A 25,823-nucleotide genomic window follows, 5' to 3' on the forward strand; every position below is an offset into this window, starting at 1 on the left:
GGATTAAGGTACAATAAGCAGCCTGAAGCGTCAACGACCAAACGGTCTGCAGGCGCACTTTAAGTCACTTCACGTTGAGAGAGGAACTCAAGCAATGCTCGTCAAACTGATTATGTACGGACTGTTACTCTGGCTGGCCATCTGGGGTTATCGCCAGTATCAACAGCCCTCTCACCGCGTCAGTGTCGGCATGAAAGCACCGGATTTCAAGTTGCCAGATGCACAAGGCAATGTGCGTCGCCTGGCCGACTGGCAAGGCAAATGGCTGGTATTGTACTTTTACCCCAAAGATGACACACCAGGCTGCACCCGTGAAGCCTGCCATTTTCGCGATGATATCCAAAAAATCCATGCCCTAGGCGCAGAAGTGGTGGGGGTCAGTGTAGACACGGTCGCCAGCCATGCTGAGTTTGCGCAAAAACATCGGCTGTCTTTTCCATTGCTGGCAGATAGCAACGGCCAGGTCGCTGATGCCTATGGCGCACTGTTTAACCTCGGCGTATTTCAAGCGGCCAAACGCATGACCTTTATCATTGACCCGCAAGGCGCCATTGCCCAGACCTACAGCAATGTGAATCCCGATGGACATAGCCAGGCCATTATTGATGACCTGAAGCGGTTATCTGCTTTTTAAAAGGCGTTTTTATGCAACAAGCACTTTCCCTGATCGTCGCCCATGCCGACAACCGCGTCATTGGACACAACAACCAACTGCCTTGGCACTTGCCCGAAGACCTCAAACGCTTCAAGCAACTGACCATGGGCCACCATATCATCATGGGCCGTAAAACCTATGAGTCCCTAGGGCGCTTGCTGCCAGGGCGCACCACCGTCATTGTCACGCGCGATACTGAATATGCCGTTGAAGGCGCCAAAGTCGTGCATTCATTGCCAGAGGCACTGGCAGCCTGTGCGGATGATGAGGAGCCGTTTTTGATAGGTGGCGCCGAGATGTATGCGCAAGGCTTGGCTTACGTCACGCGGCTATACATCACGCGCGTGTATGCACAGGTAGGCGGCGATGCGTTTTTCCCGGAAATCGAGATGCATGACTGGGCATTGGTTAGTGAGGAAGGGCATACCTCGGTGAATGGCTTACATTATAGTGATATGGTTTATCAGCGGCATGGATAGTTCTCTTTGAGCTGAGCTTATGTGAAAGTCATTCTTTCATTATAGAGTGATAGCTTTAGGCTTTCTTTTTCGCCTCTCGGCGAGTCACTTTCTGGTGCTTGTCCCCCAGAAAGTAACCAAAGAGGACGACACCCAGCCATCACGGCCTAACGGCTCCCTTGCGTTGCTCAACAAAATAAGCCGGTCACGAAACTCGCCCTGACAAGCCACACACTTCGTGGCTTTTTGCGGAGCTCAAACAGTCGCTCCCTCTACTCTTATTTTGTCTCCGCTACTCAGCGTGATGGGATGGGATTATTCTCGCTAAACTCACATTGGCGAGATTTGGAAGGTTCAAAAAACTAATTCTTTTATTAAAGTTATAGATGGTTGCAGTCGCATGGTGTTCGGGGTCCCCATCTGACGCGCCGAGTAGCGCAGGCAAAATAAGGAGAAAGGGAGCGACTGTTCGAATCCCGCGGTGGCCTGCGTTTTGTGCAGGCCGCTAGGATGAGTTTCGTGACCGCTTATTTTGACGAGCAACGCAGGAATCAAGCGGAAGCTGGGGTGCATTTCTTTTGGTTACTTATTCTTTGGGCAAGCAAAGAAAAGTAACTCGCTGAAAAAGCGAAAAGCAACCTCACAAACAACCACAACCGCGTGGGCAAAAATGCCCACCCTACGAGTAAGACGACCAATCTCAAAGAACAACCTTTTACTGCTATCTCACCACGCCTGGATTCCAGCCTACGCCGGAATAGCGACAATAAGTTGAATATGCCCTACAGCATCAAAAGAATGCCCTTACCCTAGCATCCACAACTCAATCCATCACAACTGATGCCGCTTATCCCCATTCACAAATCCCAGCAACGGCTCACTCAGCCCCTTGCTCAGTGCCAGCACCTTAAATAACTCGCCCATTTCCGCCGGGGACAACAGCTTTTGCACCGCAGCCACCATAGGCAAATAACGCGCGCTATCCTCTGGTGACACGGCTTGCAGCAACTGCAAAATACCGCTGTTCATCAGAAATTGGGCTTGGGTGGTGTAACCAGCACAATCAAGGCCATGCGCCAGCGCCGTTTCAGCCATGGCGGTAAAGTTGACGTGGGCGGTGATGTCCTGCAGCCCGGGGTAAATCAACGGATCATCATGCGCGTAGTGCTGAAAGTGACACATGAGCGTGCCCTGGCGACGTTGCGGGTGATAGTACTCTCGTGCTGAAAAACCATAATCCAGCATCAGGATTGCGCCTTGTTGCAGCAGCTTGGTCAGACTGGCGATTAGGCCCTGGGCGGCCGGACACACTTCGGTGACATAGCCGTTAGGCAACTGGCTAACGTCAATATCGTTTACCAAGGATAAGTCTTGCAGCGGATGGCTTTGCCAGGCTAATGGCTGATCAAAAATGAGGCCACGTTCCAGCCATTGTCCAGACTGCCACTCCACGATATGCACCGGAATCGCATCCAACACTTCATTACCAAGCACAATACCGGTAAATGTCTCAGGCAAGTGATCCAGCCATTGCACGCGCTGGAACAAGTCCTCTGGCAACAAATTTTGCAAGCATGCTTGCTGCCTTTGGCGCAAGTTAGCACTCACCTCTAGAATAAAATAATGCGCTGGCAACTGCTCTAATGCTGCCAGTTGCTGCAACAAGCCTGCCGCTAGGCGACCTGTCCCCGCCCCAAGCTCTAGCACATTGCCCGCCGTCACCTGCAATACCTGGCTGACTTGATTCGCCAGCGCTTGCGCAAACAGCGGCGACATCTCTGGCGCAGTGACAAAATCGCCACCAGCGCCGAACTTATTGGCATCGCCGCTGTAATAGCCAAGGTGGGGCGTGTAAAGTGCCAGTTGCATATAATCGGCAAACGACAGCCAACCGCCCTGTTGTTGCACCTGCTGTTGAATATACGCCAGCAATGTGTCGCTGTGGTGTTGTGCCGCAGCGTCCAATGCTGGCAAGCGTGAAGAGTTCGGTTGAGCCGTCATGCAACCATTATAATGTGACCAGTCCAGAATAAAGAGACCCCTGTGAATTTCGATCCTGCTTCTAAAGTTGTGCTGATTACCGGTGGCGCCAAACGTGTTGGCGCTGCGATTACCCGTGCGCTGCATCGTGAGGGGGCCAGCATTCTGCTGCATTACCACACCAGCGCCAGTGAAGCATGTGCTTTGCAAGCTGAGTTAAACCAGGTGCGCGCGGGCAGCGTGGTGATAGCACAAGCCAATCTGCTTGACTCTGCCGCCTTACAGCCGCTGGTAGATACCGCACTGCAACAATTTGGCCGCCTTGATGCACTAGTCAATAATGCCTCCAGCTATTATCCAACCCAACTCGGCCAGATTAATACGGCGCAGTGGGAAGAACTGATGGGCAGCAACCTGAAGGCGCCGCTGTTTTTAAGCCAAGCGGCCGCCGATGCTTTGCGCGCCAGCCAGGGCTGCATTATCAACATCACTGATATGCATATCGAGCGGCCAAAAAAGCACTACATTGTCTATAGCGCGGCCAAAGCAGGGCTGGTAACCTTGACCAAATCGCTGGCACAGGAGTTGGCGCCTGAAGTCAGGGTGAATGCGGTTGCCCCAGGTCCGGTATTATGGCCGGATGGCAATGAGGAGTTTGATGAAGGGTATCGGCAGCAGGTAGTGAATCAAACCTTGCTTAAACGTACCGGCGAACCCGCCGACATCGCCAAAGCGGTCAAATTTTTGATGTACGATGCGCCCTTTATCACCGGCCATGTGCTGGCGGTCGACGGCGGGCGTAACTTAAGTTTATAAGGCAATCACGGTGACGAAAAGCAAGCCACAAATCATCACCATCCATGCCGACGCCCCGCAAAAACCGCCACTCGGTGCCCTGTGCAATGGCTGCGGCATCTGCTGTGCTGCTGAGCCGTGTCCGGTGAGCCTCGCCTTGTTATGGCCACACCAGGCGCCATGTCGCGCACTCATGTGGAGCGACACAACACAACGCTATTGGTGTGGCATGGTCAGCGAACCCGCCCGTTTTTTGCGCTGGCTACCGCAAAGCTTGAATACAACCGCCAGCCGCCTGTTCAGACGCTGGATCGCGGCGAATACAGCATGTGATGCCGACGTTGTACTATCCGAATAAAATCAATTCGAATAATCAAAGACTTAGCGTGACTTTGCCTTGCTTTCCGCTATAATGCGCGCCTATGAAGATCAAACATTATCCAGACGACGTTAGCCAAAACTTTTTGAAACTGCGCAATCAGTTGATTAGCGCGACGGGTAAAGCCATTGGCGATTACAACATGATTGAAGAAGGCGATACCGTGCTCGTGTGCATGAGCGGCGGTAAAGACAGCCACGCCATGTTAATGATTTTGCTGGCCTTGCAAGAGCGCGCACCGATCAATTTCAAATTGATCGCGATGAACTTGGACCAGAAGCAACCCGGGTTCCCGGCAGACATTTTGCCGGCTTACCTGGAAAAACTCGGCGTGGAATACCGCATTGTCGAGGCGGACACTTACTCCATCGTCAAAGAAAAAATCCCTGAAGGTAAAACCACTTGCAGCCTCTGTTCGCGCTTGCGCCGCGGGATTATTTACACCACGGCTCAGCAATTAGGTGCGACCAAAATTGCGCTCGGCCATCATCGCGATGACATCGTACAAACCTTGTTCCTCAATATGTTTTACGGTGCCAAAATGAAAGCCATGCCGCCAAAACTGGCCACCAACCGTGGCGAGTTTATGGTCATTCGTCCATTGGCCTATTGTGCCGAAAAAGACATTGCTACTTATGCACGTGGCATGCAGTTCCCGATTATTCCGTGTGATTTATGCGGCAGCCAGGAAAACTTGCAACGCCAGAAGATCAAGGACATGCTCAACAACTGGGAGCGCGAGCAACCTGGGCGCATCAATAATATCTTCCGCGCGATTGGGAATGTTGAGCCGTCACACCTGGCCGACTTTGACCTGTATGATTTTAAACATCTGAGCCAGGCCAAAGAAGAGGACGAAGACCCGATGTTTGACCACGAAAAGTTTGCCAGCAACGACATGGCGCTCACCATTGCTAGCCAGGATGAAAAACGCATTGAATTTGCACGCAAACCCTTCGCCGCGGCCATCACTGAAGAATAAAACAACGTTTTGGTGCCTGAAAGGCTTTAATTCATGACTTTCCGCACCGATATATTGTCTAGTCGTTAAAACGCTTGCTATTATCTAGCCAACTCTTACACAGACCGCTCAATGTCAAAACTGCTGATCGTTGAATCACCCTCCAAGGCCAAAACCCTCAAAAAATATTTGGGCGGTGATTTTGAGGTCTTGGCTTCTTACGGGCATGTGCGCGACCTGATCCCAAAAAATGGCGCAGTAGACCCGACGCAGCAGTTCGCCATGAAATACGACATCATCGACCGCAACAGCAAGCATGTCGATGCGATTGCCAAAGCCGTCAAAAATGCTGATAGCATTTATCTGGCAACCGACCCGGACCGCGAAGGTGAAGCCATCTCATGGCATATTGCCGAAATTCTGGCTGAAAAAAAGCTGATTAAAAACAAGCTGGTCAAACGCGTAGAGTTCAATGAAATTACACAAACCGCGGTCAAACACGCGATTGACAACCCACGTGATATTTCGATGGACCTGGTCAATGCGCAGCAAGCTCGCCGCGCGCTGGATTACCTGGTCGGCTTTAATCTGTCCCCCTTGTTGTGGAAAAAAATCCGTCGTGGCTTGTCAGCAGGACGTGTACAAAGTCCGGCACTGCGTCTGATTGTCGAGCGCGAACTGGAAATTGAAGCCTTTGTCAGCCGCGAATACTGGAGCATCCACATGGGGGCGCTCAAGCATGCCCATGCTTTTGACGCCCGATTGGTGCAACTCAATGGTCAGAAGGTTGAACAATTCACCGTGACTAACCATGACCAGCAATCTGAGATTGTTGGCAAATTGTTGCTTGCCTCCGCCGGCAAAACAACAGTAACACGTGTTGAGAAAAAGCAACGCAGCCGCAGCCCGGCTGCACCGTTTACCACCTCTACCCTGCAACAGGAAGCCGTACGCAAATTGGGCTTTACCACCAGCCGCGCCATGCGTGTGGCGCAGCAGTTATACGAAGGTATGGACGTTGGTAGCGGTACCGTCGGTTTGATTACCTATATGCGTACTGACTCGTTCAGCCTGGCGGCCGAAGCGGTGATGCAAATCCGCGATTACGTGAAAAAGCACTTTGACGCAGACTACCTGCCGAAGTCACCTATCATGTACAAAACCAAAGCTAAAAATGCGCAAGAGGCGCATGAGGCGATTCGCCCGACCGACATTACTCGCACCCCGGCCAGCGTGCGCCAATACTTGAACGACGAGCAGTTCAAACTGTATGAAATGATCTGGAAGCGTACCCTGGCTTGCCAGATGACACAGGCAAAATATGATGCCGTGAGTGTGGATTTAGCAGTCGGCTCAGAAGCCAACCTGTTCCGTGCCAGTGGCCAAACCCTGGTATTCCCAGGCTTTATTGCCGTCTACATGGAAGGCAAAGACGACGACAAGGACGACGAAGACGCGGAAGCCAAATTGCCGCATCTGGAAACCGGCGAAGTGCTGACGGTTGAAAAGATTTTTGGCGAGCAACACTTCACCGAACCGCCACCGCGGTATTCTGAAGCCAGCCTGGTGAAGGCGCTCGAAGAATATGGCATTGGCCGCCCTTCGACTTACGCTAGCATCATCTCAACCCTGCAAGACCGGGAATATGTGGTGCTGGATAAAAAGCGCTTTACGCCCACCGATGTTGGCCGCGTGGTGAATAAGTTTCTCACCGAGCACTTTACCCAGTATGTAGACTACGACTTTACCGCCAAGCTGGAAAACGAGCTGGACGAAATTGCCGAAGGCAACCTGGACTGGGTGCCGGTCATGGACAAGTTCTGGCAAGGCTTTAATCAGCAGATTCTGGTCAAAGCTGATGTCGAGCGCCCAGGCAACGAGCTGATTGATGAAATGTGCCCGAAATGTGGCCGCCAGTTGCAAAAACAACTGAGCCGCTATGGCAGCTTTATTGGCTGTACCGGTTACAATGCCACGCCAAAATGTGATTACAAACGCAATCTGGATGGCGAAGCCAATGCGGCCAGCGAACCAGTGGTGATCGGGCAGGACGCCGAGACACAAAAAGACATTTTCCTGATGAATGGCCCATACGGCCCGTATCTACAACTTGGCTTACCTGTGGAAGGTGACAAGAAAAAACCAAAACGCGTCAGCATCCCCAAAGAAATTCCGCTGAGCCAGGTGAATATCGACACGGCACACATGCTGCTGAGTTTGCCGCGTGACCTTGGCCTACATCCGGAAACCGGCAAGAAGATTGTCGCCAATATTGGCCGTTTTGGGCCATATGTGAATCACGACAGCAAGTTCAAGTCTATTCCTAAAACCGAGAGCGTCTTTAGCATAGATCTGGAAGGCGCAGTGAAATTGCTGGCGGCAGCCAACGGCCCTACCCCACTGGCGGATCTCGGCGAGCACCCGTCAGGCGAGGGCCGTATTGAGGTATTTTCAGGCCGCTTTGGGCCTTATGTGCAACACAACGGCATTCGTGCCACCTTGCCTAAGAGCGTCGCGCCAGAAGAGCTCAACGTAGAACAGGCCTTGGAATTACTGGCAGAAAAAGCCGCCAAAGACGGTGGCAAAAGCACCAGCAAGAAGCCCGCCGCTAAAAAGCCAGCAGCAAAAAAAGCTGCCGCGCCTAAAACCACTGCCACCAAAACAGCGGTGAAAAAACCTGCGGCCAAAAAAGCTACGACGACCAAAGCAGCCACCAGCAAGCGGACGAAAAAGTCAGCAGAAGAATAAACAACCCATTAAAAAAGGAGCGATCAGCTCCTTTTTTTTCGTCCTCAATCAGCAGCTAGCCCAACCTTAATGGTTAGACCACAAATGATCAATATTACCGACGCCCCAGGTAGAAGCAGATTCGTTACCGACAATCTCATCCATCCCCTTGGATAAGTCGAGCTCAATCACCGGAATATGTATTTTCGATTTAGTCGAGAAAAAGGCTTTAACGACCGGCCTGAGCAAGCTGTCCGGGGTTTGTTTGACCACCACCGCCAACCGCCCTGACTTCAGCATCACCACGGTGCCGATCGGATAAATGCCCAGGCTTTTGACAAATGCTTTAAAGACATCGGGATCAAAATGCCCGCCCCAACTCGCCATACGCTTCAATGCCATACCCGGCTCCCAGGCTGGCTTATAGGCTCTGGTAGAAGTCACGGCATCATACACGTCGCAGATAGCCCCCATTTTGGCAAAAACGGTCATCTGATCGCCGCTCAAATGTTCAGGATAACCAGAACCATCCATTTTTTCATGGTGATGTAAACACACATCTAAGGTCACAGCATCCGAGATATTAGCTTTTAACAGCATGTCGTGGCCCAGTTGCGGGTGCTGACGAATGACATCAAACTCGTGATCGGTGAGTGAGCCAGGTTTATTCAATATTTGCAACGGGATCCCCGCCTTGCCCATATCATGCATTAACCCGGCCAGCCCGGCCTGCTTGATTTCGCTGTCGGACAACTTGAGTTCTCTGCCCAGCGCGGTCATCAGTGCACAGACCGCCACCGAGTGCATATACGTGTAGTCATCCACCGTTTTCAGGCGCACCAGGCTAATCAGCGCATGTACATTGCGTGTCACCGAAGCCGAAATTTCCTCTACGATCGGCATGACGGCCTCAGCTTCAATGGCTTTGCCCATGCGCAAATCTTTAAACATGGATTCAATGGCTTTACGTGAAGAAGCGATCACTTTGGCTGCCTGCGCGCGCTCCTCTTCCAAGGTGGCAGGCATGATGATGCGAGTATCGACACTCTCGCTGATGACCGGCCCATCCAACTCGAGCATGGCCATTTCTTTATCCGTGAGCTGATGGTCGGCAACGGTTGGCTCAGGCACCACATCGAGACCCTGGCTAATATCAATCACTACTTCTTGCAGCTGGCTGGCTCTTAACTTTTGTAAATCGACAGGGTCTTTGAGCACAAATTTGGTACGCCAAAAAGGATGATCCATCCACGGGCCTTTGAGCTCATGGATATACATCCCTAGACACACCTCTTTGATCGCTATTGTTTTTAGCATATTGCTTTGACCGCCCCGCATGATGTTTACATCTTATAACCATATATCGGAAAAAAATCGAAAAAAAAGAGGGCTAAAAGCCCTCTTCAAAATTACTTTTATACGCATGCTTTAGCATGCATCATCATCAGCCAGATTTATAAACCGGCGGCTGCGCGCAACGCGGCAGCTTTATCGGTTGCCTCCCAGCTAAACTCTGGCTCATCACGGCCAAAATGGCCATAGGCCGCGGTTTTGGTGTAGATAGGACGCAGCAAGTCCAGCATTTTTACGATGCCTTTAGGACGCAGATCAAAATGCTCGCGCACCAGTTGAGTCAATTTCTCATCAGAAATTTTGCCTGTGCCATAGGTTTCTACCATGATAGACGTTGGCTGAGCTACGCCAATCGCATAGCTGACCTGCACCAAGCATTTGTCGGCCAAACCGGCAGCGACAATGTTTTTCGCCACGTAGCGGCCAGCGTAAGCGGCTGAACGGTCTACTTTAGAAGGATCCTTGCCTGAGAACGCGCCACCACCGTGAGGTGCGGCACCACCATAGGTATCCACAATAATCTTGCGACCGGTGAGGCCGCAATCGCCTTGCGGACCGCCGATCACAAAACGGCCAGTCGGGTTCACCAGGTATTTAATCTCGCCCTTGATCAACTCGGCAGGCAAGGTGGGCTTGATGATTTCTTCAATCACCGCTTCACGAATCGCCTCCAGAGACATCTCTGGCGCGTGTTGCGTAGACACCAGGACGGTATCGATTTTGAACGGTTTGCCATCGACATACTGTATGGTCACTTGTGACTTGGCATCTGGGCGCAGCCATGGCAAACGGCCATCTTTACGCAACTGTGACTGGCGCTCCATCACGCGGTGGCTGAGCCAGATTGGTAATGGCATCAGTTGCGGCGTTTCATTCACGGCATAGCCAAACATCAGGCCCTGGTCACCCGCGCCTTGGTCTAGCGGATCATCATTGGCGTTATCGACGCCTTGCGCAATGTCTGGGGATTGCTTGTCATAAGCCACGAGTACCGCGCAGCCCTTGTAATCAATACCGTAATCGGTGTTATCGTAACCAATGCGTTTAATCGCATCGCGGGCCACCTTGATATAGTCGACATTGGCGGTGGTGGTAATTTCACCTGCCAATACTACCAGGCCAGTGTTTGCCAGGGTTTCTGCCGCCACACGTGCGGTGGGGTCTTGGGCTAAAATAGCATCCAGAATACTGTCAGACACCTGATCAGCTAATTTGTCGGGATGACCTTCGGACACGGACTCCGAAGTAAAAAGATATTCACTCATGGTTGACGCCTTGAAAAGTGATTAAGTTAATAAACGGCACTGACTAAAGGCTGAAGCCAGCACCCAAAATTGAGAACAAAGATTTTACCTGAGATTATTTATACCAAGGAATAAATCTTCGCGCCAAGGATGTCTTCAACGGCACGATGGGGTATCATCTTGAGCTATGAAATTACGATTTACCAAAATGCAGGGCGCAGGCAATGATTTTGTTGTGATTGATGCCACGCAAACCCCTGTGCATCTTTCGCATAGCCAAATCCAGCACATCGCCAACCGTTTCTTCGGCGTCGGTTGTGACCAGTTACTCATGGTCGAATCCACCGACACTGACGGCGTTGATTTTCGTTACCGCATTTTTAACGCCGATGGTGGCGAAGTCGAGCAATGTGGCAATGGCGCGCGTTGTTTTGTACGCTTTGTGGTTGAAAAAGGCCTCACCGACAAACGCAACATCAAGGTGGAAACCGCCAGCGGCGTCATCACACTGATGTTGCAAGACGATGGCCAGGTGACGGTCAACATGGGTGCGCCACGCTTCACACCAGCGCAGATTCCGTTTGAGGCTAAAACGCAGTCTAGCGTTTATGAATTGCCGCTCAAAGACGAGACGGTGATGATCAGCGCCGTGTCTATGGGTAATCCGCATGCTGTGATGCTGGTCGACAACGTACACACCGCTGAAGTCGCCAGCCTGGGGCCACAAATTGAATCGCATCCGCAGTTCCCGCAGCGCGTCAATGCCGGGTTTATGCAGGTGCTCAACGCGCATGAAATCAACCTGCGCGTGTATGAGCGTGGCAGCGGTGAAACGCTGGCTTGTGGCACCGGTGCCTGCGCTGCAGCCGTCAGCGGCATTCAGCTGGGCACCTTGCAAAGCCCGGTCAAAGTACATACCCGCGGCGGCATATTAACTATTCAATGGGCGGGCGATGGCGCTCCGGTCATGATGACAGGACCGGCAGAGATTGTCTTTGACGGCGAAATAGAGATTTAGAGAGAACAGAATAGCAGCATGATGGAAGACAGTATTCACGAAAACGATATCAAGCATTACCTCAAGGCGCATCCGGACTTTTTTGAAAGTCATGCGCACTTGCTGGCTGAGCTGTTTTTGCCCAGCCCGCATGGTAAAGGCACGATTTCACTGGCCGAGCGCCAGCAAATTGCCCAGCGCGATAAAATTCGCGTGCTCGAGTCACGCTTTACCGAGCTGATTTTAACCGCAGAAGAAAATGAAGCGACGGCCAACAAAGTCCACGAGCTCACGCTGGGATTGCTGTTTGCCAAAGATGTGGCCGCATTACACACACACCTGGTGGCGTTTTTGGCCACGCACTTTCAATTGCCAAATGCGCAGCTCAAGTTATGGGTCAACGACAGTCATGCTGCGGATGACCTGTTTATAGACGCAGAAGACTCGCTGAAAAACTGGGCCAAAGATTTAAGCCAGCCTTATTGCGGCACCTTACCGACCATGGATATTGCGGGCTGGTTTACCGATACGCCTGCGTCATTGGCGGTGATCCCCATGCGCTATCATGAGGTGACCTTCGGCCTGATGGCGATCCCCAGTGAACAACGCAGCCGTTTTTATGCAGGTATGGGCACATTGTTCCTCAGCCGGATTGGAGAGCTGGTCAGCGCGTCATTGGCAAGATACATTATATGAAAGCCCCCGCTGAGGTTTCCGCCAAGAGGGATATTCTTGCGGCAATTGTCAGCGTAGGCCCCATCACTAGAGGTAGCGACCATGCATGAACTGCTGGATGACTACCTCGACTTTCTACACTTTGAGCGCGGCCTCAGCGAGCATACTCGCAACAACTACCAGCGCGATATTGAGCGTTTGTTGCAACAACATGCAGACAAGCTCCAAACACTCACCCCACAAGACATTCGTCGTCAAATTGCCAGTTTAAACAGCCAAGGCATGCATGGGCGCAGCATCGCACGCATCTTGTCCAGCTGGCGCGGATTTTACCGCTACTTGGTACTACATAAGGCGTTTCCGGCAAATCCGGTGATTGGCCTGCGTGCGCCCAAAGCGCCCAAAACATTACCGCATGCGCTGTCGATAGAACAAACTATCAAACTGGTCGAGATTGAAGGCAACGAACCAATAGCACTACGCGACCGTGCCATGCTGGAGCTATTTTACTCCTCAGGCCTGCGCCTGAGCGAACTGGTCGACCTTAACCTGGATCGCCTGGACTTGCAGGAAAGCCTGATCACCGTCACCGGCAAAGGCAATAAAACCCGTATGGTGCCCGTAGGTAGCAAAGCCGTTGCGGCGCTCAAAGACTGGCTGGCCATAAGGCCGCTGTGGCTCACTAAACGCCCGGCAGAAATGGCCGTTTTTGTTAGCCAGCAAGGCAGACGTATTCATGGTCGCACCGTGCAAACCCGTATCAACCACTGGGTCACCAAACAGGGATTGCATAACCATGTGCACCCGCATATGTTGCGCCACAGCTTTGCCAGCCACGTGTTACAGAGCAGCGGTGATTTACGTGCGGTGCAAGAAATGCTGGGGCACGCCAACATCAGCACCACGCAGGTTTACACCCATCTGGACTTTCAACACTTGAGTAAAATTTACGATGCCGCCCACCCGCGTGCACGCAAGAAATAATGCACCTTTGCGCAACGATGCTGCAGTCAAGGTTTTGCAAGAGCGCAAAATATGGCAAAATAACCTTACTAAATTAGTAAACCTTTGCCAGTCTCGTGACTCAAACGTCACATTGTTTTAGCTTACAAAAGCAGGCAACTATTTTAACAAACCAAAAAAGGAAACTCCATGGAACACGCCTTACCAGCTTTGCCATTTGCAAAAAATGCACTGGCTCCACACATGTCAGAAGAAACGTTTGACTACCACTACAGCAAACACCACCAAGCATACGTGACCAACCTCAACAACCTGATCAAAGGTACCGAGTTTGAAAACGCGGCTTTGGAAGACATCATTAAAAAGTCTTCTGCTGGCATCTACAACAACTCCGCCCAGGTTTGGAACCACACGTTCTTCTGGAACTGCCTGTCACCAAATGGCGGCGGCGAGCCAAGCGGTGCATTGGCAGCAGCCATTAACGCCAAATGGGGTTCATACGAAGAGTTCAAAAAAGCGTTTCAAGCGTCAGCCGTGGGTAACTTCGGCTCTGGCTGGACATGGTTGGTGAAAAAAGCCGACGGCTCTGTGGATATCGTTAACATGGGCGCCGCTGGCACTCCACTGACGACTGGCGACACGGCCTTGCTGACCATCGACGTATGGGAACACGCCTACTACATCGACCACCGCAACGCGCGCCCTAAGTTTGTCGAAACGTTCCTGAACCACCTGGTGAACTGGGAATTTGCAGCGAAGAATTTCGCGGCTTAATTGCATATATTGTTGAGTAATCAACAATGATTAGCGCCTAAAAACCTCAAGCCTTGCTTGGGGTTTTTACTTTTTCAACCGCCACCCACAGGACAACCGATGACCACCCTTGAAGCCGCATTTGAACAAAAGCTGTTTGAACTGATTCCACAAACCAGGAACCTTGGCATTCAAATCACGCGCATTGCAGAGAGCGAGCTACGCGTTAGTGGCGCTTATGCGCTGAATAAAAATCATCTGGATATTGTGTTTGGTGGCAGTATTGCCGCCATTTCGATCACGACGGCCTGGTCGTTGCTACAGCACAAAATACAGCAAGCCGGACTGACGGGCAACCTGGTGATCAAGCAGCAGGAAATCAAGTTTCACCTGCCCGTACATGATGATTTTGAATGTGTGGCCAGTGTGCAATCAGCGGAGGATTGGCCATTATTTTTGGACAGCTACCAGCAGCGTGGACGCGCCAAGCTGACCGTGAATGCACATATCATGTGCGAGGGCAGAATCACCTCCACATTTCAGGGGGTGTTTGTGTTGTACCAGCCGAATTGAAGGACTTACTGCACTGATTAAGCGACGCTTGAATGCGTTGTGCGACCACATGACATACTATTACACGGCCTGCATGGCCGTTTGGCTTATGGCGGATTGTTGGGGCTGGGTGACCCAGGCTTCAAACAGGTCTAGTGCCAGGGGTTTGGTGAAATAATAGCCCTGGAAGATTTCGCAGCCCAGGTCGTTGAGCACATTGAGTTGCGCTTCGGTTTCGACGCCTTCGGCCAAAATCTCCAACTTGAGGCTTTGCGCCAGCGAAATAATGGCATTGACGATACTTTCGTGATCGTGGCCGTTGAGCATATCACGCACAAAAGACTGATCAATTTTTAACTGGTCGAACGGCAGCCGCTTGAGATAAGACAAGGAAGAATAGCCAGTGCCAAAGTCGTCCAACGAGAAGCAGACGCCGCTTTGCTTGAGCGCGCTCATTTTGGCAATAATATCTTCGACATTATCTACCAGCATACTTTCTGTGAGTTCAAGCTTGAGCTTGCCCGGGTCTATGCCTGCTTCAGCGAGCATATGCTGCACTTCTGCCACAAACCCAGGCTGCAAGTATTGCTTGGGACTGACATTGACCGACAGTACCAGGTGACGTAATTGTGGATGGCCAGCCCAGCGCTGCAACCTGTTGCAGGCTTCTTGCAAAACCCAACTACCCAACGCCACAATCTGGCCGGTATTTTCTGCCAGGCTAATAAACTGACCCGGCATGATCACGCCATGCTCAGGATGCTGCCAGCGCACCAGCGCTTCCGCCCCGACAATATGGTGCTGCTGGTCGTATTGCGGCTGAAAATGCAAAGTGAATTCCTGTTTTTCAATCGCGGTATGCAAATCAGCTTCCAGCGCGGCGCGCTGACACAGTTCGGTTTCCATTTGCGTATCAAAAAACTGATAGCCATTGCGGCCCGCCTCTTTAGCCTTATACATCGCCATATCGGCGCGGCGCAGTAACTCGTCCGTTTGGCTCATGTGTTCAGGATCAAACAACACGACGCCGATACTGGGCGTGGTGTAATGCTGGTAATGCTTAAGGTTAAACGGCTTTTTAAACGCAGCCAAAATCTTTTCGCAGACACGTCTGGCCTGTTTTTCAGCCTGTATGGCATCATGATGCAAGCTATCGAGCACGACCACAAACTCATCACCGCCCAAGCGACTGACAGTATCAAAGCGGCGCACCGATTGCTTGATGCGCTTGGCTACTTCAACCAGCAAGGCATCGCCGACATCGTGTCCGTGCGTATCATTGAGCGTTTTAAAGTTATCAATATCAATAAACAGCAAGGCGCCACCGGTTTCCTTGCGCATGGCTTTACGCACATGCGTCGCCAGTTTTTCCTGCAACAACATGCGGTTAGGCAAGCCGGTCATGGTGTCGTAATAGGCCAACTGGCGGATTTGCGCATCGGCCTGTTTACGCTCAGTAACATCCCTGAACACCGCCACCCAATGCGTCACCACGCCGCCTTTATCTGGCAAAGGCACAGCATCCATATCAAGCGAGACGCCGATGCCAGCCTGATTCACGGTCACCACCTCGGCTTTAACCGCACGCATCTGCTGAAAGGCGTCTTTGATCCGCTCCAGCTCACGCCCAGGCGTGGCCTCCTGAAACAACGCAAAGGGCGAAACACCGCTCAGCAAGTCTATGGAACGGCCAGTAATCCGGGAAAAAGCATCGTTTAAAAACACGATTTTTTGCTGCATGGGCGCGTGCAGCGGCGACTCGGTAATCATGACAATATCGTTGAGCCTGGAGACGCCATTGCGCAACAAATGCAGTTGCTCGTCTGACTGTTCACGCTCAATGGCTAGGCCGAGAATGTGGGCGTAGCTGTCGATAAAATCGAGTTCTGCTACGTGTGGACTATGGCGCTGTTGGCGATACATGGCCAACAGCCCAAGCACGCGGCGGCTGCGTGAGTAAATCGGCACGGTCCAGCAGGCACGCAGGCCATGGCTCATGGCAGGCGCACAACAGGCCTGCCATAACGGGTGCGTGCTGATGTCTTCAGCAATCAACCGGCGCTCGGTCAATGCGGTCATACCGCATGCCTGCAAATCGATCTCATCTATGGCTTTGGCATAAGCAATTGGCAACCTGGCCGAGGCGATCCGGCGCAAATGCTGGCCTTCTTTATCCAGCAGCAACATCGCACAACGCACATCGGGAAACTGCTGCTCGATTAATAACACCGCAGCATGCAAAACGTCTGGCAACGCCACATCGGCCAGCATCATGGCTTGAATTCTGTCTTGCCCTTGCTTGATGGCCGCCAGTTGCTTGTGCGCGGTGATGTCTTGCAACGAACCTTGCAACTTGACAATCTTGCCTTCGTGATCGCGCACGGGCCGGCCCATGGCGCGCACCCAGAAGCGGCGACCATTGGTCGTGATCTTTTCCAGCTCCAGGTCATAAGGCATGCCTTCATCGATACATTGTCGAATCGCGCTGCTCATCAATGCCTGATACTCAGGCACAAACATGCTCAAGCCCTCCTCTACCGTTGGCGAGTAGCCTGGCGGCATATCATGCAAAATGGCGACTTCGTCAGACCAGTGAATCAGATTGGTTTTAAGGTCAATGATCCAACCGCCGATTTTTGCTACGCTACCTGCCACTTTGAGCAGATATTCAGCCTCTGTGCGCCGGTCAATTTCGCTTTGTAAGGCCTGCGTGCGATGAATCACTTGCCGCCTGATTTGCAAGTTCCACAGAAATGTCACGCCTAATATTAGCAACAGCAGGGCAACGCCTCGCGTAAACCACAGCATGTATGGTCGTTTCACCAGCACATCGCCCTGATAGACAAAGCCTTTCAGGCTATATTGCGCCGGAATCAAGCCGAGCTCGGCAAACGTGTTGGCAATGACATCCCATCGATCTTCATTCATGTGCCCCCAAGGCACTACTTCCGACAACACATAAGGCACCATTAAACTGGCTTCCTGCATCAGCGTTTGCTGGGTCAAGCCACGCTTGGTGACCCCAGGCATACGGGCAATCTGCTGGACCATTGCCTCTTTGTGGTTGAACGCGTATGCCCAGCCTTTTTTGGTGGCGCGCAAAAAAGCCTCCACACGTTCTGGATGCATAGACAATTCACGCTCTGTCGTGAATAAAATATCGCCATAAAAATCGACGCCATAGCCCTGATTGCTAATCATCGCTGGTGAATAGCCCATGTGCTGTAACTGCACGGGCTCATCCATGGCATACGCCGAAATGACATCGACCTTGCCTTCTATCAAATCCTGCAAGCGCCAACTATGCGGCACGATGGTCATCTGCTTAATATCAATATGTTGCTTGAGCAGCATGGCTTTAAACTGCAAGCCCCCCTGATCACCCGACATCATGATGCGTTTGCCGATCAGGTCTTCAGGCCGATAGATACCACTTTCATTCAAACTGAGTAAGACGTAAGGCGAGTGCTGAAAAACGGCAGCGAGCGCCACCACGGGTTTGCCAGTGATGCGGGAAACCAGAATTTCGGAATCCCCAATCGAGTAATCCGCTTGGCCTGATAGCACCTGCTGTAAAGGTGGCTTGTCCTTGCTGCCTTCGATAATCTCGACATCCAGGCCTTCATCACGGTAAAAGCCTTGCTGTTGGGCAGCATAGTAACCGGCAAACTGAAACTGATGATGCCACTTGAGCTGTAGCCTGATATGCTCGGATGCAGCGGCAACAGTCGCAATCGCCAGGCACACGCATGCCAGCAGCCATTTGCATAATGTAAGAGTCAGTCCGCGCTTCATGGGTATCCGAACAACGTGAAAAAATATGGGATTGGTTGCCAACAACCAATCTCACCCAACCATGTTTATACCGCACCGCCGACTGTTCACATCAAGCAAACAGACAACCATTTATAGTCATATCAATCGAATTGACCGCTATGCTTTTTAGCTTATCGCCCAGGCCTAGATTTAAAGCATGATCAGTCGTTACTCAGTGACTTGAATGTTGGCCGGGCTTGAGGGTAAATGACAGTAAGAACATCAGACATGACACCAGACATAACAACTGAAAACCACTCTCGAAGTGACCACTCACATCATGCATGCGCCCCACTATAAAAGGGCCACACGCTGCGATCAGATAGCCAACGGTTAACACAAACGCATTCCAGCGATTGGCTGCATCCGGGGTATGCGTATGGTCTAGCGGCAAGGTCATCGCCAAGGTAAATGCCCCGCCGAGACCAAGCGCCGTCAGCGGCACCCACAACCACGGCCAGGCGCCTGGCGTCGCCATACCTGCCAAACCTATGGTAGAGACCAAAGCGCAGCCTGCGAGCCAGCCACGTCGATCTGTGTGTCGGCTATACATGCCAACCACCGGGCTCGCTAGCATAAAGCAAAAAGTAAAACTGGCGAGGACGGCGCCAGCCTCGGCAGCAGGCATACCACTTTCCTGATACATCGCCGCTGTCCAGGTGAGGATGGCATAAAACAAAAAGTTAACGCAGGCAAAGAATAAGGCAATCATCCAGGCCACTGGTGTGCGTAAAGGCAAGCGTGAAGGCGCTGCCTGTGGCGGCGTCCCATTGACGGCACGGGTGGTGACCGATTTGCGTATCACTTGCCACCAGGCCACCATGGCAATCACACCTAGCACCGCCCACAGACCAGTCGCGACCCGCCAGCCCGCAGCTTGTAATATCCAGCCAGTGAGACCGGCTGACAAGGTGCTACCCAATGACAAAGCGGTGGCGTAAATGCCCATCATCAAGGCCGCGCGATGCGCAAAACTGGCTTTGACGATGCCGGCAAACATGGCGCCTGCAATGGCGATCCCAGCCCCGACACCGACAGTCGCCGCGATGAGTAAACCACTACCAGGAGAGTAAGCGCGCACCAACATCGACAGACTCAGCACACTCAACGCAAACATCAGCACTTTATTCACACCAAATCGGCGTACCAGCCAAGGCGTAGGCAACGCTAACGCGCCCATTAAGACATCAGGAATCGCTGTCATCATCGACGCCATGGCGTGACTCAACTGAAAGCGCTCGATGATGGCGGGCAACGCCGGGCCCATGGAAACAATCCCTGGCCGCAAGGCGATGGCCACCAACACAATCGCCAACACTAACCACCACTCCGTTTTAGAGAAACCCGCAGGAATTCCCTGACTATTTTTCATTTTTTGCTCCTGACTTCAAACGATGCAAACGTCACTGTAACGGGGAGCGAGTCATTGAAAAATACGCCATTTGTCTGATATGGCAGCGCGGGCCGACGTGTCGGTGGCAGGCAGCGATAAAAGAGTGGTGTAAAATGCGCATGCAACCCTGGCGCACGATGCGCACCCGGCATCATTTTTTGTGGAGAATATTGTTGAAACTGGCTACTTGGAACGTCAACTCCCTGACTGTGCGCTTGCCGCATATACTGGACTGGCTGGCTGCTAATCAGCCAGATGTGTTATGTCTGCAGGAAACCAAGCAGGAAGATAGCAAATTTCCTTATGCCGCCTTGCAAGAAGCCGGGTTTAATGCCGTCCATAATGGCCAAAAAACCTACAACGGGGTGGCGATTATCAGCCCACATCCGCTGCACGATGTGCACCTTGACCTGCCCAATTTCGCAGACGAACAAAAGCGCATTATTGCGGCCACCATACAAGGTGTGCGCGTGATTTGCGCCTATGTGGTGAATGGCCAGGCGCTGGATTCAGATAAATACCAATATAAACTGAATTGGCTGACAGCCCTGCAGAACTGGATGACAGACGAGTTGAAGCAACACGAAAAACTCGCCTTGTTAGGGGATTACAATATTGCGCCGGATGATAGAGATTGCCATGACCCGGCCGCCTGGTCAGGTCAAGTACTGGTGAGCCAGCCCGAACGGGAAGCCTTTGCGCGATTATTGGCGCTGGGGTTACACGATAGCTTTCGCCTGTTTAACGACGAAACCGGGCAGTTTAGCTGGTGGGATTACCGCATGGCCGCGTTTCGCCGCAACATGGGCATGCGCATAGACCATATTCTGGTCAGTGATGCGCTCAAGCCATTGTGCCAGAGTTGTGTCATCGACAAGGCACCACGAAAACTGGAGCGCCCCAGCGATCACACACCAGTCATGCTGACACTGGCAAACGCGTAATTAAACGGTAGGCATCACAAACTTGATGCCTTGCAGTACTTCCAGAATGCGTGATTTGAGGCGTTTATTCATCTCGGCCTCTATTTCCTGCAGTTGCGCGGCCACGACCGTTGCCACCACTGCCTCTATTTTCTCTTGCAAAGCAGGGGCTGTCGCAGCTAGTTCAGCCTGCATATTCTGTTTAAATTCGGCCATTTGCGCCGCGTTGAGCTCGGTAAACACCTGCTGCAAAGACGCTTTGTAATCATCCACCAGCGTCGATGCCGCTAAGGCCTGGCTGTCAGACAAGGTTTGCTTGTGAGTGTCCTGCAACTGTTGCAGATGCTCGGCCAAGCCTTGCTCAAGTTGCTCTCGCAAAGAATTTAGGCGACTTTCCATGTGGGCTTGTTGCGCATCCATCAGTGGCGAAAAAGTTTCGCCTAACCATTGCTGACTGGCTTTATCGACCGTGTCACGCAGCGCCTGTTCGGTGCTGGCCAGTAACTGCTGCTGGCTGTCACCTAATTGTGACAGCTTTGCTTCAAGCGCTTGCAGTTGCTGCTGGCTAGTGTTTTCTAACGTGCTGTGAAAGGCTTGCTCACTGGCCTGTATCTGCGTTTGCTGGGTTTCAGCCACCTGGCTGGCTTGGGCCTCAAACGCCTGCAACTGCTGTTTGCCAACATGGTCCATGGCCTCACGAAAAGCATGCTCTATTGCCTGAATGCTATCACCAACCTGCGATTGCGCCTTGGCTAACACCTCTTGTTGCAGTGTGTTGGCATAATCGGCCAGCGACTGCTGGCCAGCCGTCAGCGTCTCCGTATTTTTCTCAGCGAGCTGGGTCGCCACCAGTTGCGCAATTTCCGGCAACAAAGCCTGTTTCAGTTGCGTCACCAGTTCGTCCATGTCAAACGCAGGCGCAGCCCCTTTATGCACGACTTTGGTTAATACCGGAATTTCTGAAATATCCACACCATCCCCTTTGCAAGGCTTGTTACTGCGATTGCTTATTTATGTGTTGAATCTCGTAACCACGGTCACGATAAAATGCCCAACGCTGCCGGCCAGCCATTTTGTCAGCCTCATCAGTACCGATCAACTCGAAGACATGGCGAAAACGACTAAAAAACTTAGGCAAGGCTGCCTGACAATTAAACAGCAAGTCATCGTGCTGAATCTGCGTCGGCAGCCAGGCCAGGTGCACCGGCGTCAGACTAGCATTTGCCGCATCTGCCAGTACATTCGGCACAAAACTATCCGCTGTTTGCTGCCATAGCTGATCACCGATGGCTTGTGCCTGGTCACGATCGGGCACATAAATGGTCACACGCCGTTGCCGCGCCCATGCCTGGTTCACCAAATGCTGTATCAAGGCAACAGGCTCAGTCACATCAGTATAAAAACGGATTTTGGTCATGGCAGCTTTATTTGGCGGCTTGTTCCAGCAAATACGTCACCAGCAAAGGCACTGGACGACCCGTACCGCCTTTTTCCTTGCCAGACTTCCAGGCCGTGCCGGCGATATCCAGGTGCGCCCAGTCATATTTTTTGGCAAACCGCGACAAGAAACAAGCGGCAGTAATACTGCCCGCCGCGCGGCCACCGATGTTGGCGATATCGGCAAAGTTACTGTCCAGCTGGCTTTGATAATCGTCCCACAATGGCATTTGCCAGGCACGGTCATTGGCCTGCTCGCCCGCGGCCAGCAAGGCCTTGGCCAAGGCATCGTTATTGGCAAACAAGCCGCTGACATGATGGCCCAGCGCAATCACGCAAGCACCTGTCAAGGTCGCAATATCAATCACGGCCGCTGGTTCAAAACGCTCGGCATAGGTCAGCGCGTCGCACAAAATCAAACGGCCTTCGGCGTCGGTGTTCAGCACCTCAATGGTCTGGCCAGACATACTGGTTAACACATCCCCCGGCTTAGTGGCACGGCCACTCGGCATGTTTTCACAGGTGGGGATCAAGCCGACCACATTCAGTGGCAGCTTCAACTCACCCAAGGCTTTAAACACGCCCAGCACCGAGGCCGCACCGCACATGTCATACTTCATTTCATCCATGTCAGCGCCTGGTTTGAGGGAAATGCCGCCGGTATCAAAGGTGATGCCCTTACCGACCAGCACCACTGGTTTTTGCGACTTTTTGCCCTGCAGATGCTGCAACACAATAAACCGTGGCGGCTCGTCACTGCCTCGCGTCACACCTAGGAAAGACCCCATATTGAGTTTTTCAATCGCGGCCTGCTCCAGTACCTCGACCTTAAAGCCGTACTCTTTGGCCAGCTTTTCAGCCTGCTTGCCCAAATAGCTAGGCGTGCAGATATTAGGCGGCAAATTGCCCAGGTCTTTGGCCAATGCCACACCTTGGCCAAGACTGCTACCCTGGTTCACGCCCACCTCTGCAGCGGCTTGATCCGCTTTGTCCACCAGTACCATCACCTGTTTGAGTGGATGCGGCTCAACAGACTTCTCTTTCACCGCATTGACTTTATAGGTCGCGTCCAGCGCGACCTCAGCCAAGGCCGCAGCGATTTGCTGCAAGCTTGTTTTTTTGATACTGAGGCTGGCAATATCTGTCGCCACACTCTCAACCCCGGCGGGCAGCGCCTTCAGTGCCGCACGCACGCTGTTACGCACGCTTTTCAGGCTCGCCTCATCGGCTTTACCCAAGCCGACCAGCATCACCCTTGGCGCCGCCACTCCGGGCAGTTGGCGCAACAATAAGGTACTGCCGGTTTTACCTTCCATATCGCCGGACTTCAATGCGGTTGAAATGGCTTTTTCGCTGATCGCATCCAGCGATTTCGCTAAATCCGTCAGTTTTCGGCCCTCATAAATGCCGACCAGCAAGCAATCGGTACGCAATTTTTCCGGGGCAGCGCTTTTTATGCTAAATTCCATCTTTATCCTTTGTGATTCCATGCAATTTGCCTGAGTGATGGTTGTATTATCTAGTGTTTTATGCTGATTTCAAAGCGGTGCATCTAAATTGAAAATTTTCAAACGTGCATTGTCTGCAGAGCTGATGTCTTCGGCGTCTGCCATTTTCCTGATTATCCTGGGTATTGTCGTGGCGCAACGCGCGGGCAATATCGTGCGCCAAGTATCCAAGGGCATTTTGCCCAATGATGCCATCGGCACTATCCTGACCTTCAGCCTGGTGCAGTTCATGCCCATGATGCTGTCGCTGGCTATTTTTCTGGCTGTGCTGCTGACCCTGACCCGCTGGCATCGCGACTCGGAAATGGTGATCTGGATGAACGCAGGGCTAAGCCTGCGCCAATGGGTGCAACCCATCATGCGCTTTATTTCGCCAATTGTGCTCATCATCTGCGTCTTCAGTTTGCTCATTCTGCCGTGGGCCAACGAAAAAGCAGACAACTATCGGGCGCAACTCAAAAAACGCGATGAACTGTCATCCATCAGCCCCGGCACGTTCAAAGAGTCCAATAACGGCGATCGCATCTATTTTATCGAGAGCTTCGATAAGCTGGGTTACGAGGTGAAAAACATTTTTGTGCAATCTAAACAAAATGGTAAAACCGGTATTATCACAGCCAATCGTGGCAGCCGCTATAAAGCAGCCAATGGCGATAACTTCTTGCGCATGGAACACGGCAGGCGTTATGAAATCACGCCCAATACGCTAGAAGTCATGACCACAGAATTTGAGCGCTACGACATCCGGGTTGAAATCAAGGAAGCCGCGCCGACAACCGGCACGGCGCAAACCAGGTCTACCCAATCCCTGCTTAGCGGTGCCACCACCGCCGACCACGCCGAACTACACTGGCGGCTAGCGATGCCCATCTCTACCATCGTAATGGTGCTACTCGCCATTCCGTTGAGTTTTGTTGATCCGCGTGCCGGGCGCTCACTCAACATCATGTTTGCCATCCTGATATTCATTATTTACAACAATATGCTGAGCATCTTCCAGGCCTGGGTGACGCAAGGAAAAATATCGATTTTGGTCGGGCTATGGCCGGTGCATCTTATTTTTGTGCTGCTTGGCTGGTATCTCTATCACCGCAGGAAATATCTCAAACCATTGATTCCTGACTGGTTTAAACGCCGGGGTAAGCGTGTAAAAACATGACGCTGACTATCCTCAACCGCTATTTCTGGAAAGAAATCAGTTTTAACATCATGCTGGTGTTGCTGGGCCTGCTCGCCATGTTTTCTTTCTTTGACCTGCTGCAAGAGCTTGATAGTCTGGGGCGTGGTCACTACGGCATCAATAGCATGCTGGTTTATGTCGGCCTGAGTATCCCTGGCCACATTTATGAAGTGGCGCCGGTGGCGGTGTTGTTAGGCATTGTTTACACCCTCGGCGCCATGGCCTCCAGCTCAGAGCTGATCGTGATGCGAACCAGCGGCATTTCGTTGCAAACCATTGCAAAAATGCTGTTGAGCATTGGCCTGGTGTTTGCGCTAGTCACGTTTTTAATTGGTGAAATTATCGCGCCTATCAGCGAAAAAATGGCGCAACGCATCCGTATCCAGGCCACAGATTCTGTGGTCGCACAAGACTTCCAGTCTGGTCTATGGATCAAGGATGGCAGTAGTTTTGTGAATGTCGGCACGGTCGTGCCAGACACCAGCCTGGTGGACATTCGCATTTATGACTTTGATGCGCAGTTTCGCCTGCGCAATGTCAGCCATGCAGACAAAGGCTCGTTTGAAGATGACCACTGGGTATTATCGAATGTGACACAAACCAGTATGCACACCAGCAAGGCAGCGCAACACAACTCGGTCACCTCGCAGTTTTTCAAACAAACCAAGTGGGAGTCGTTAATCAGGCCGGAGCTGCTGAATGTATTGCTGGTGTTACCAGAGAAAATGTCGGCCTGGAACTTGTATAGTTTTATCCAGTATCTGGATCAAAACGGCCAACGCACAACCCGCTACCAGGTCGCACTCTGGTCCAAACTGGTGTATCCGCTGGCTTGCCTGGTGATGGTGATTCTGGCGCTGCCATTTGGCTTTTTACAACAACGTGCAGGCGGCATCAGTGCCAAAATTTTTGCTGGTATCTTCCTCGGCGTGGTTTACCAGATCATGAACCGCGTCTTTGTGCACCTGGGCGTGCTGAATGACTGGTCGCCGCTTATCAGCGCCATCAGCCCGACAGTGCTATTTTTAGCAGCCGGGCTTGGCATGCTCTACTACGTCGAGCGGCGCTAACATA

At 52.1% G+C, this 25,823-nt stretch carries 22 protein-coding genes; 14 read left to right on the plus strand and 8 right to left on the minus strand.

The annotated features are described in order from the left end of the window. Positions 1-94 precede the first annotated feature (94 nt). Both E6Q52_RS11350 and E6Q52_RS11355 read left to right on the plus strand, forming a co-directional pair. Entirely contained in the window at positions 95-634 is a 540-nt protein-coding gene (locus tag E6Q52_RS11350; protein WP_292822100.1) for a peroxiredoxin, read from the plus strand. 11 nt (positions 635-645) lie between these two features. Further along, positions 646-1,134 carry a dihydrofolate reductase gene (locus E6Q52_RS11355; RefSeq protein WP_292822102.1) on the plus strand — a complete coding sequence of 163 codons (489 nt, stop codon included), beginning with the start codon at positions 646-648 and terminating at the stop codon, positions 1,132-1,134. An 810-nt stretch (positions 1,135-1,944) separates the two neighbouring features. Here E6Q52_RS11355 and E6Q52_RS11360 read toward each other — a convergent pair. Further along, positions 1,945-3,114: a class I SAM-dependent methyltransferase gene (locus E6Q52_RS11360; protein ID WP_292822104.1), complete on the minus strand. Its 1,170-nt coding sequence runs from the start codon at positions 3,112-3,114 to the stop codon at positions 1,945-1,947. Between the two features lie 42 nt (positions 3,115-3,156). On the opposite strand from E6Q52_RS11360, the gene E6Q52_RS11365 reads away from it, so the two are divergent. The 4 genes from E6Q52_RS11365 to topA all read left to right on the plus strand — a co-directional run bounded on the left by E6Q52_RS11365 (position 3,157) and on the right by topA (position 7,976). Continuing rightward, positions 3,157-3,909 (plus strand): pteridine reductase, encoded by a 753-nt coding sequence (locus E6Q52_RS11365; RefSeq protein ID WP_292822105.1) that lies wholly within the window; start codon positions 3,157-3,159, stop codon positions 3,907-3,909. 10 nt (positions 3,910-3,919) lie between these two features. After that, a complete protein-coding gene (locus tag E6Q52_RS11370; RefSeq protein ID WP_292822107.1) occupies positions 3,920-4,246 on the plus strand; it encodes a hypothetical protein in 327 nt (108 codons plus the stop codon). Positions 4,247-4,310: 64 nt separating this feature from the next. Beyond that, positions 4,311-5,249, plus strand: a complete 939-nt coding sequence (gene ttcA, locus E6Q52_RS11375) for a tRNA 2-thiocytidine(32) synthetase TtcA (RefSeq protein WP_292822109.1) — start codon at positions 4,311-4,313, stop codon at positions 5,247-5,249. Positions 5,250-5,360: 111 nt separating this feature from the next. Then, positions 5,361-7,976 carry a type I DNA topoisomerase gene (gene topA / locus E6Q52_RS11380; protein ID WP_292822111.1) on the plus strand — a complete coding sequence of 872 codons (2,616 nt, stop codon included), beginning with the start codon at positions 5,361-5,363 and terminating at the stop codon, positions 7,974-7,976. A 66-nt stretch (positions 7,977-8,042) separates the two neighbouring features. Here topA and E6Q52_RS11385 read toward each other — a convergent pair whose 3' ends face one another. Further along, positions 8,043-9,272 carry an HD-GYP domain-containing protein gene (locus E6Q52_RS11385; protein ID WP_292822113.1) on the minus strand — a complete coding sequence of 410 codons (1,230 nt, stop codon included), beginning with the start codon at positions 9,270-9,272 and terminating at the stop codon, positions 8,043-8,045. 137 nt (positions 9,273-9,409) lie between these two features. Then, the gene (gene metK, locus E6Q52_RS11390; RefSeq protein WP_292822115.1) at positions 9,410-10,573 is read right to left on the minus strand and encodes a methionine adenosyltransferase; all 1,164 of its coding nucleotides are present in this window, start codon (positions 10,571-10,573) and stop codon (positions 9,410-9,412) included. Positions 10,574-10,739: 166 nt separating this feature from the next. Between metK and dapF the strand changes: the two genes are divergently transcribed. From dapF to E6Q52_RS11415, 5 genes are all read left to right on the plus strand, one after another. Continuing rightward, a complete protein-coding gene (gene dapF, locus E6Q52_RS11395) occupies positions 10,740-11,570 on the plus strand; it encodes a diaminopimelate epimerase (RefSeq protein WP_292822117.1) in 831 nt (276 codons plus the stop codon). Between the two features lie 18 nt (positions 11,571-11,588). After that, positions 11,589-12,245 carry a DUF484 family protein gene (locus E6Q52_RS11400; RefSeq protein ID WP_292822119.1) on the plus strand — a complete coding sequence of 219 codons (657 nt, stop codon included), beginning with the start codon at positions 11,589-11,591 and terminating at the stop codon, positions 12,243-12,245. An 81-nt stretch (positions 12,246-12,326) separates the two neighbouring features. Beyond that, a complete protein-coding gene (xerC, locus tag E6Q52_RS11405; protein ID WP_292822121.1) occupies positions 12,327-13,208 on the plus strand; it encodes a tyrosine recombinase XerC in 882 nt (293 codons plus the stop codon). Between the two features lie 168 nt (positions 13,209-13,376). Next, on the plus strand, positions 13,377-13,961 hold the full coding sequence (locus tag E6Q52_RS11410; protein ID WP_194752744.1) for a Fe-Mn family superoxide dismutase: 585 nt from the start codon (positions 13,377-13,379) through the stop codon (positions 13,959-13,961). Positions 13,962-14,060: 99 nt separating this feature from the next. Next, positions 14,061-14,513, plus strand: coding sequence for a YiiD C-terminal domain-containing protein (locus tag E6Q52_RS11415; protein ID WP_292822125.1), 453 nt, complete (start codon positions 14,061-14,063; stop codon positions 14,511-14,513). 60 nt (positions 14,514-14,573) lie between these two features. On the opposite strand, the gene E6Q52_RS11420 is transcribed toward E6Q52_RS11415, so the two are convergent. Together E6Q52_RS11420 and E6Q52_RS11425 are read right to left on the minus strand one after the other, a co-directional pair. Next, a complete protein-coding gene (locus E6Q52_RS11420) occupies positions 14,574-18,287 on the minus strand; it encodes an EAL domain-containing protein (RefSeq protein ID WP_292822127.1) in 3,714 nt (1,237 codons plus the stop codon). Positions 18,288-18,480: 193 nt separating this feature from the next. Then, the gene (locus tag E6Q52_RS11425) at positions 18,481-19,680 is read right to left on the minus strand and encodes a CynX/NimT family MFS transporter (protein WP_292822129.1); all 1,200 of its coding nucleotides are present in this window, start codon (positions 19,678-19,680) and stop codon (positions 18,481-18,483) included. Positions 19,681-19,874: 194 nt separating this feature from the next. Here E6Q52_RS11425 and xth point away from each other — a divergent pair, with 194 nt between their 5' ends. Beyond that, positions 19,875-20,645, plus strand: coding sequence for an exodeoxyribonuclease III (gene xth / locus E6Q52_RS11430; protein ID WP_292822131.1), 771 nt, complete (start codon positions 19,875-19,877; stop codon positions 20,643-20,645). Here xth and E6Q52_RS11435 read toward each other — a convergent pair whose 3' ends face one another. From E6Q52_RS11435 to E6Q52_RS11445, 3 genes are read right to left on the minus strand one after another with little or no spacing between them, the layout of a single operon-like run. Further along, positions 20,646-21,596, minus strand: coding sequence for a hypothetical protein (locus E6Q52_RS11435; protein ID WP_292822133.1), 951 nt, complete (start codon positions 21,594-21,596; stop codon positions 20,646-20,648). 22 nt (positions 21,597-21,618) lie between these two features. Then, complete coding sequence (locus E6Q52_RS11440; protein WP_292822135.1) at positions 21,619-22,041, minus strand: DNA polymerase III subunit chi; 423 nt, start codon at positions 22,039-22,041, stop codon at positions 21,619-21,621. 7 nt (positions 22,042-22,048) lie between these two features. After that, positions 22,049-23,530 (minus strand): leucyl aminopeptidase, encoded by a 1,482-nt coding sequence (locus E6Q52_RS11445; protein WP_292822136.1) that lies wholly within the window; start codon positions 23,528-23,530, stop codon positions 22,049-22,051. 88 nt (positions 23,531-23,618) lie between these two features. Here E6Q52_RS11445 and lptF point away from each other — a divergent pair, with 88 nt between their 5' ends. Beyond that, positions 23,619-24,728 carry an LPS export ABC transporter permease LptF gene (lptF, locus tag E6Q52_RS11450; protein WP_292822137.1) on the plus strand — a complete coding sequence of 370 codons (1,110 nt, stop codon included), beginning with the start codon at positions 23,619-23,621 and terminating at the stop codon, positions 24,726-24,728. Then, positions 24,725-25,819 (plus strand): LPS export ABC transporter permease LptG, encoded by a 1,095-nt coding sequence (gene lptG, locus E6Q52_RS11455; protein WP_292822138.1) that lies wholly within the window; start codon positions 24,725-24,727, stop codon positions 25,817-25,819. Before lptF ends, lptG begins: the two co-directional genes overlap by 4 nt. Positions 25,820-25,823: the final 4 nt, after the last annotated feature.

Source organism: Methylophilus sp. (assembly GCF_008015755.1).
GTDB lineage: Bacteria > Pseudomonadota > Gammaproteobacteria > Burkholderiales > Methylophilaceae > Methylophilus.

Bases quoted from the DNA above. Each gene is read 5' to 3' on its own strand.
- E6Q52_RS11350 (WP_292822100.1), top strand. From the start codon at position 95: ATGCTCGTCAAACTGATTATGTACGGACTGTTACTCTGGCTGGCCATC.
- E6Q52_RS11355 (WP_292822102.1), top strand. From the start codon at position 646: ATGCAACAAGCACTTTCCCTGATCGTCGCCCATGCCGACAACCGCGTC.
- E6Q52_RS11360 (WP_292822104.1), bottom strand. From the start codon at position 3,114: ATGACGGCTCAACCGAACTCTTCACGCTTGCCAGCATTGGACGCTGCG.
- ttcA (WP_292822109.1), top strand. From the start codon at position 4,311: ATGAAGATCAAACATTATCCAGACGACGTTAGCCAAAACTTTTTGAAA.
- topA (WP_292822111.1), top strand. From the start codon at position 5,361: ATGTCAAAACTGCTGATCGTTGAATCACCCTCCAAGGCCAAAACCCTC.
- E6Q52_RS11385 (WP_292822113.1), bottom strand. From the start codon at position 9,272: ATGCTAAAAACAATAGCGATCAAAGAGGTGTGTCTAGGGATGTATATC.
- metK (WP_292822115.1), bottom strand. From the start codon at position 10,573: ATGAGTGAATATCTTTTTACTTCGGAGTCCGTGTCCGAAGGTCATCCC.
- dapF (WP_292822117.1), top strand. From the start codon at position 10,740: ATGAAATTACGATTTACCAAAATGCAGGGCGCAGGCAATGATTTTGTT.
- E6Q52_RS11400 (WP_292822119.1), top strand. From the start codon at position 11,589: ATGATGGAAGACAGTATTCACGAAAACGATATCAAGCATTACCTCAAG.
- xerC (WP_292822121.1), top strand. From the start codon at position 12,327: ATGCATGAACTGCTGGATGACTACCTCGACTTTCTACACTTTGAGCGC.
- E6Q52_RS11410 (WP_194752744.1), top strand. From the start codon at position 13,377: ATGGAACACGCCTTACCAGCTTTGCCATTTGCAAAAAATGCACTGGCT.
- E6Q52_RS11415 (WP_292822125.1), top strand. From the start codon at position 14,061: ATGACCACCCTTGAAGCCGCATTTGAACAAAAGCTGTTTGAACTGATT.
- E6Q52_RS11420 (WP_292822127.1), bottom strand. From the start codon at position 18,287: ATGAAGCGCGGACTGACTCTTACATTATGCAAATGGCTGCTGGCATGC.
- E6Q52_RS11425 (WP_292822129.1), bottom strand. From the start codon at position 19,680: ATGAAAAATAGTCAGGGAATTCCTGCGGGTTTCTCTAAAACGGAGTGG.
- E6Q52_RS11440 (WP_292822135.1), bottom strand. From the start codon at position 22,041: ATGACCAAAATCCGTTTTTATACTGATGTGACTGAGCCTGTTGCCTTG.
- E6Q52_RS11445 (WP_292822136.1), bottom strand. From the start codon at position 23,530: ATGGAATTTAGCATAAAAAGCGCTGCCCCGGAAAAATTGCGTACCGAT.
- lptG (WP_292822138.1), top strand. From the start codon at position 24,725: ATGACGCTGACTATCCTCAACCGCTATTTCTGGAAAGAAATCAGTTTT.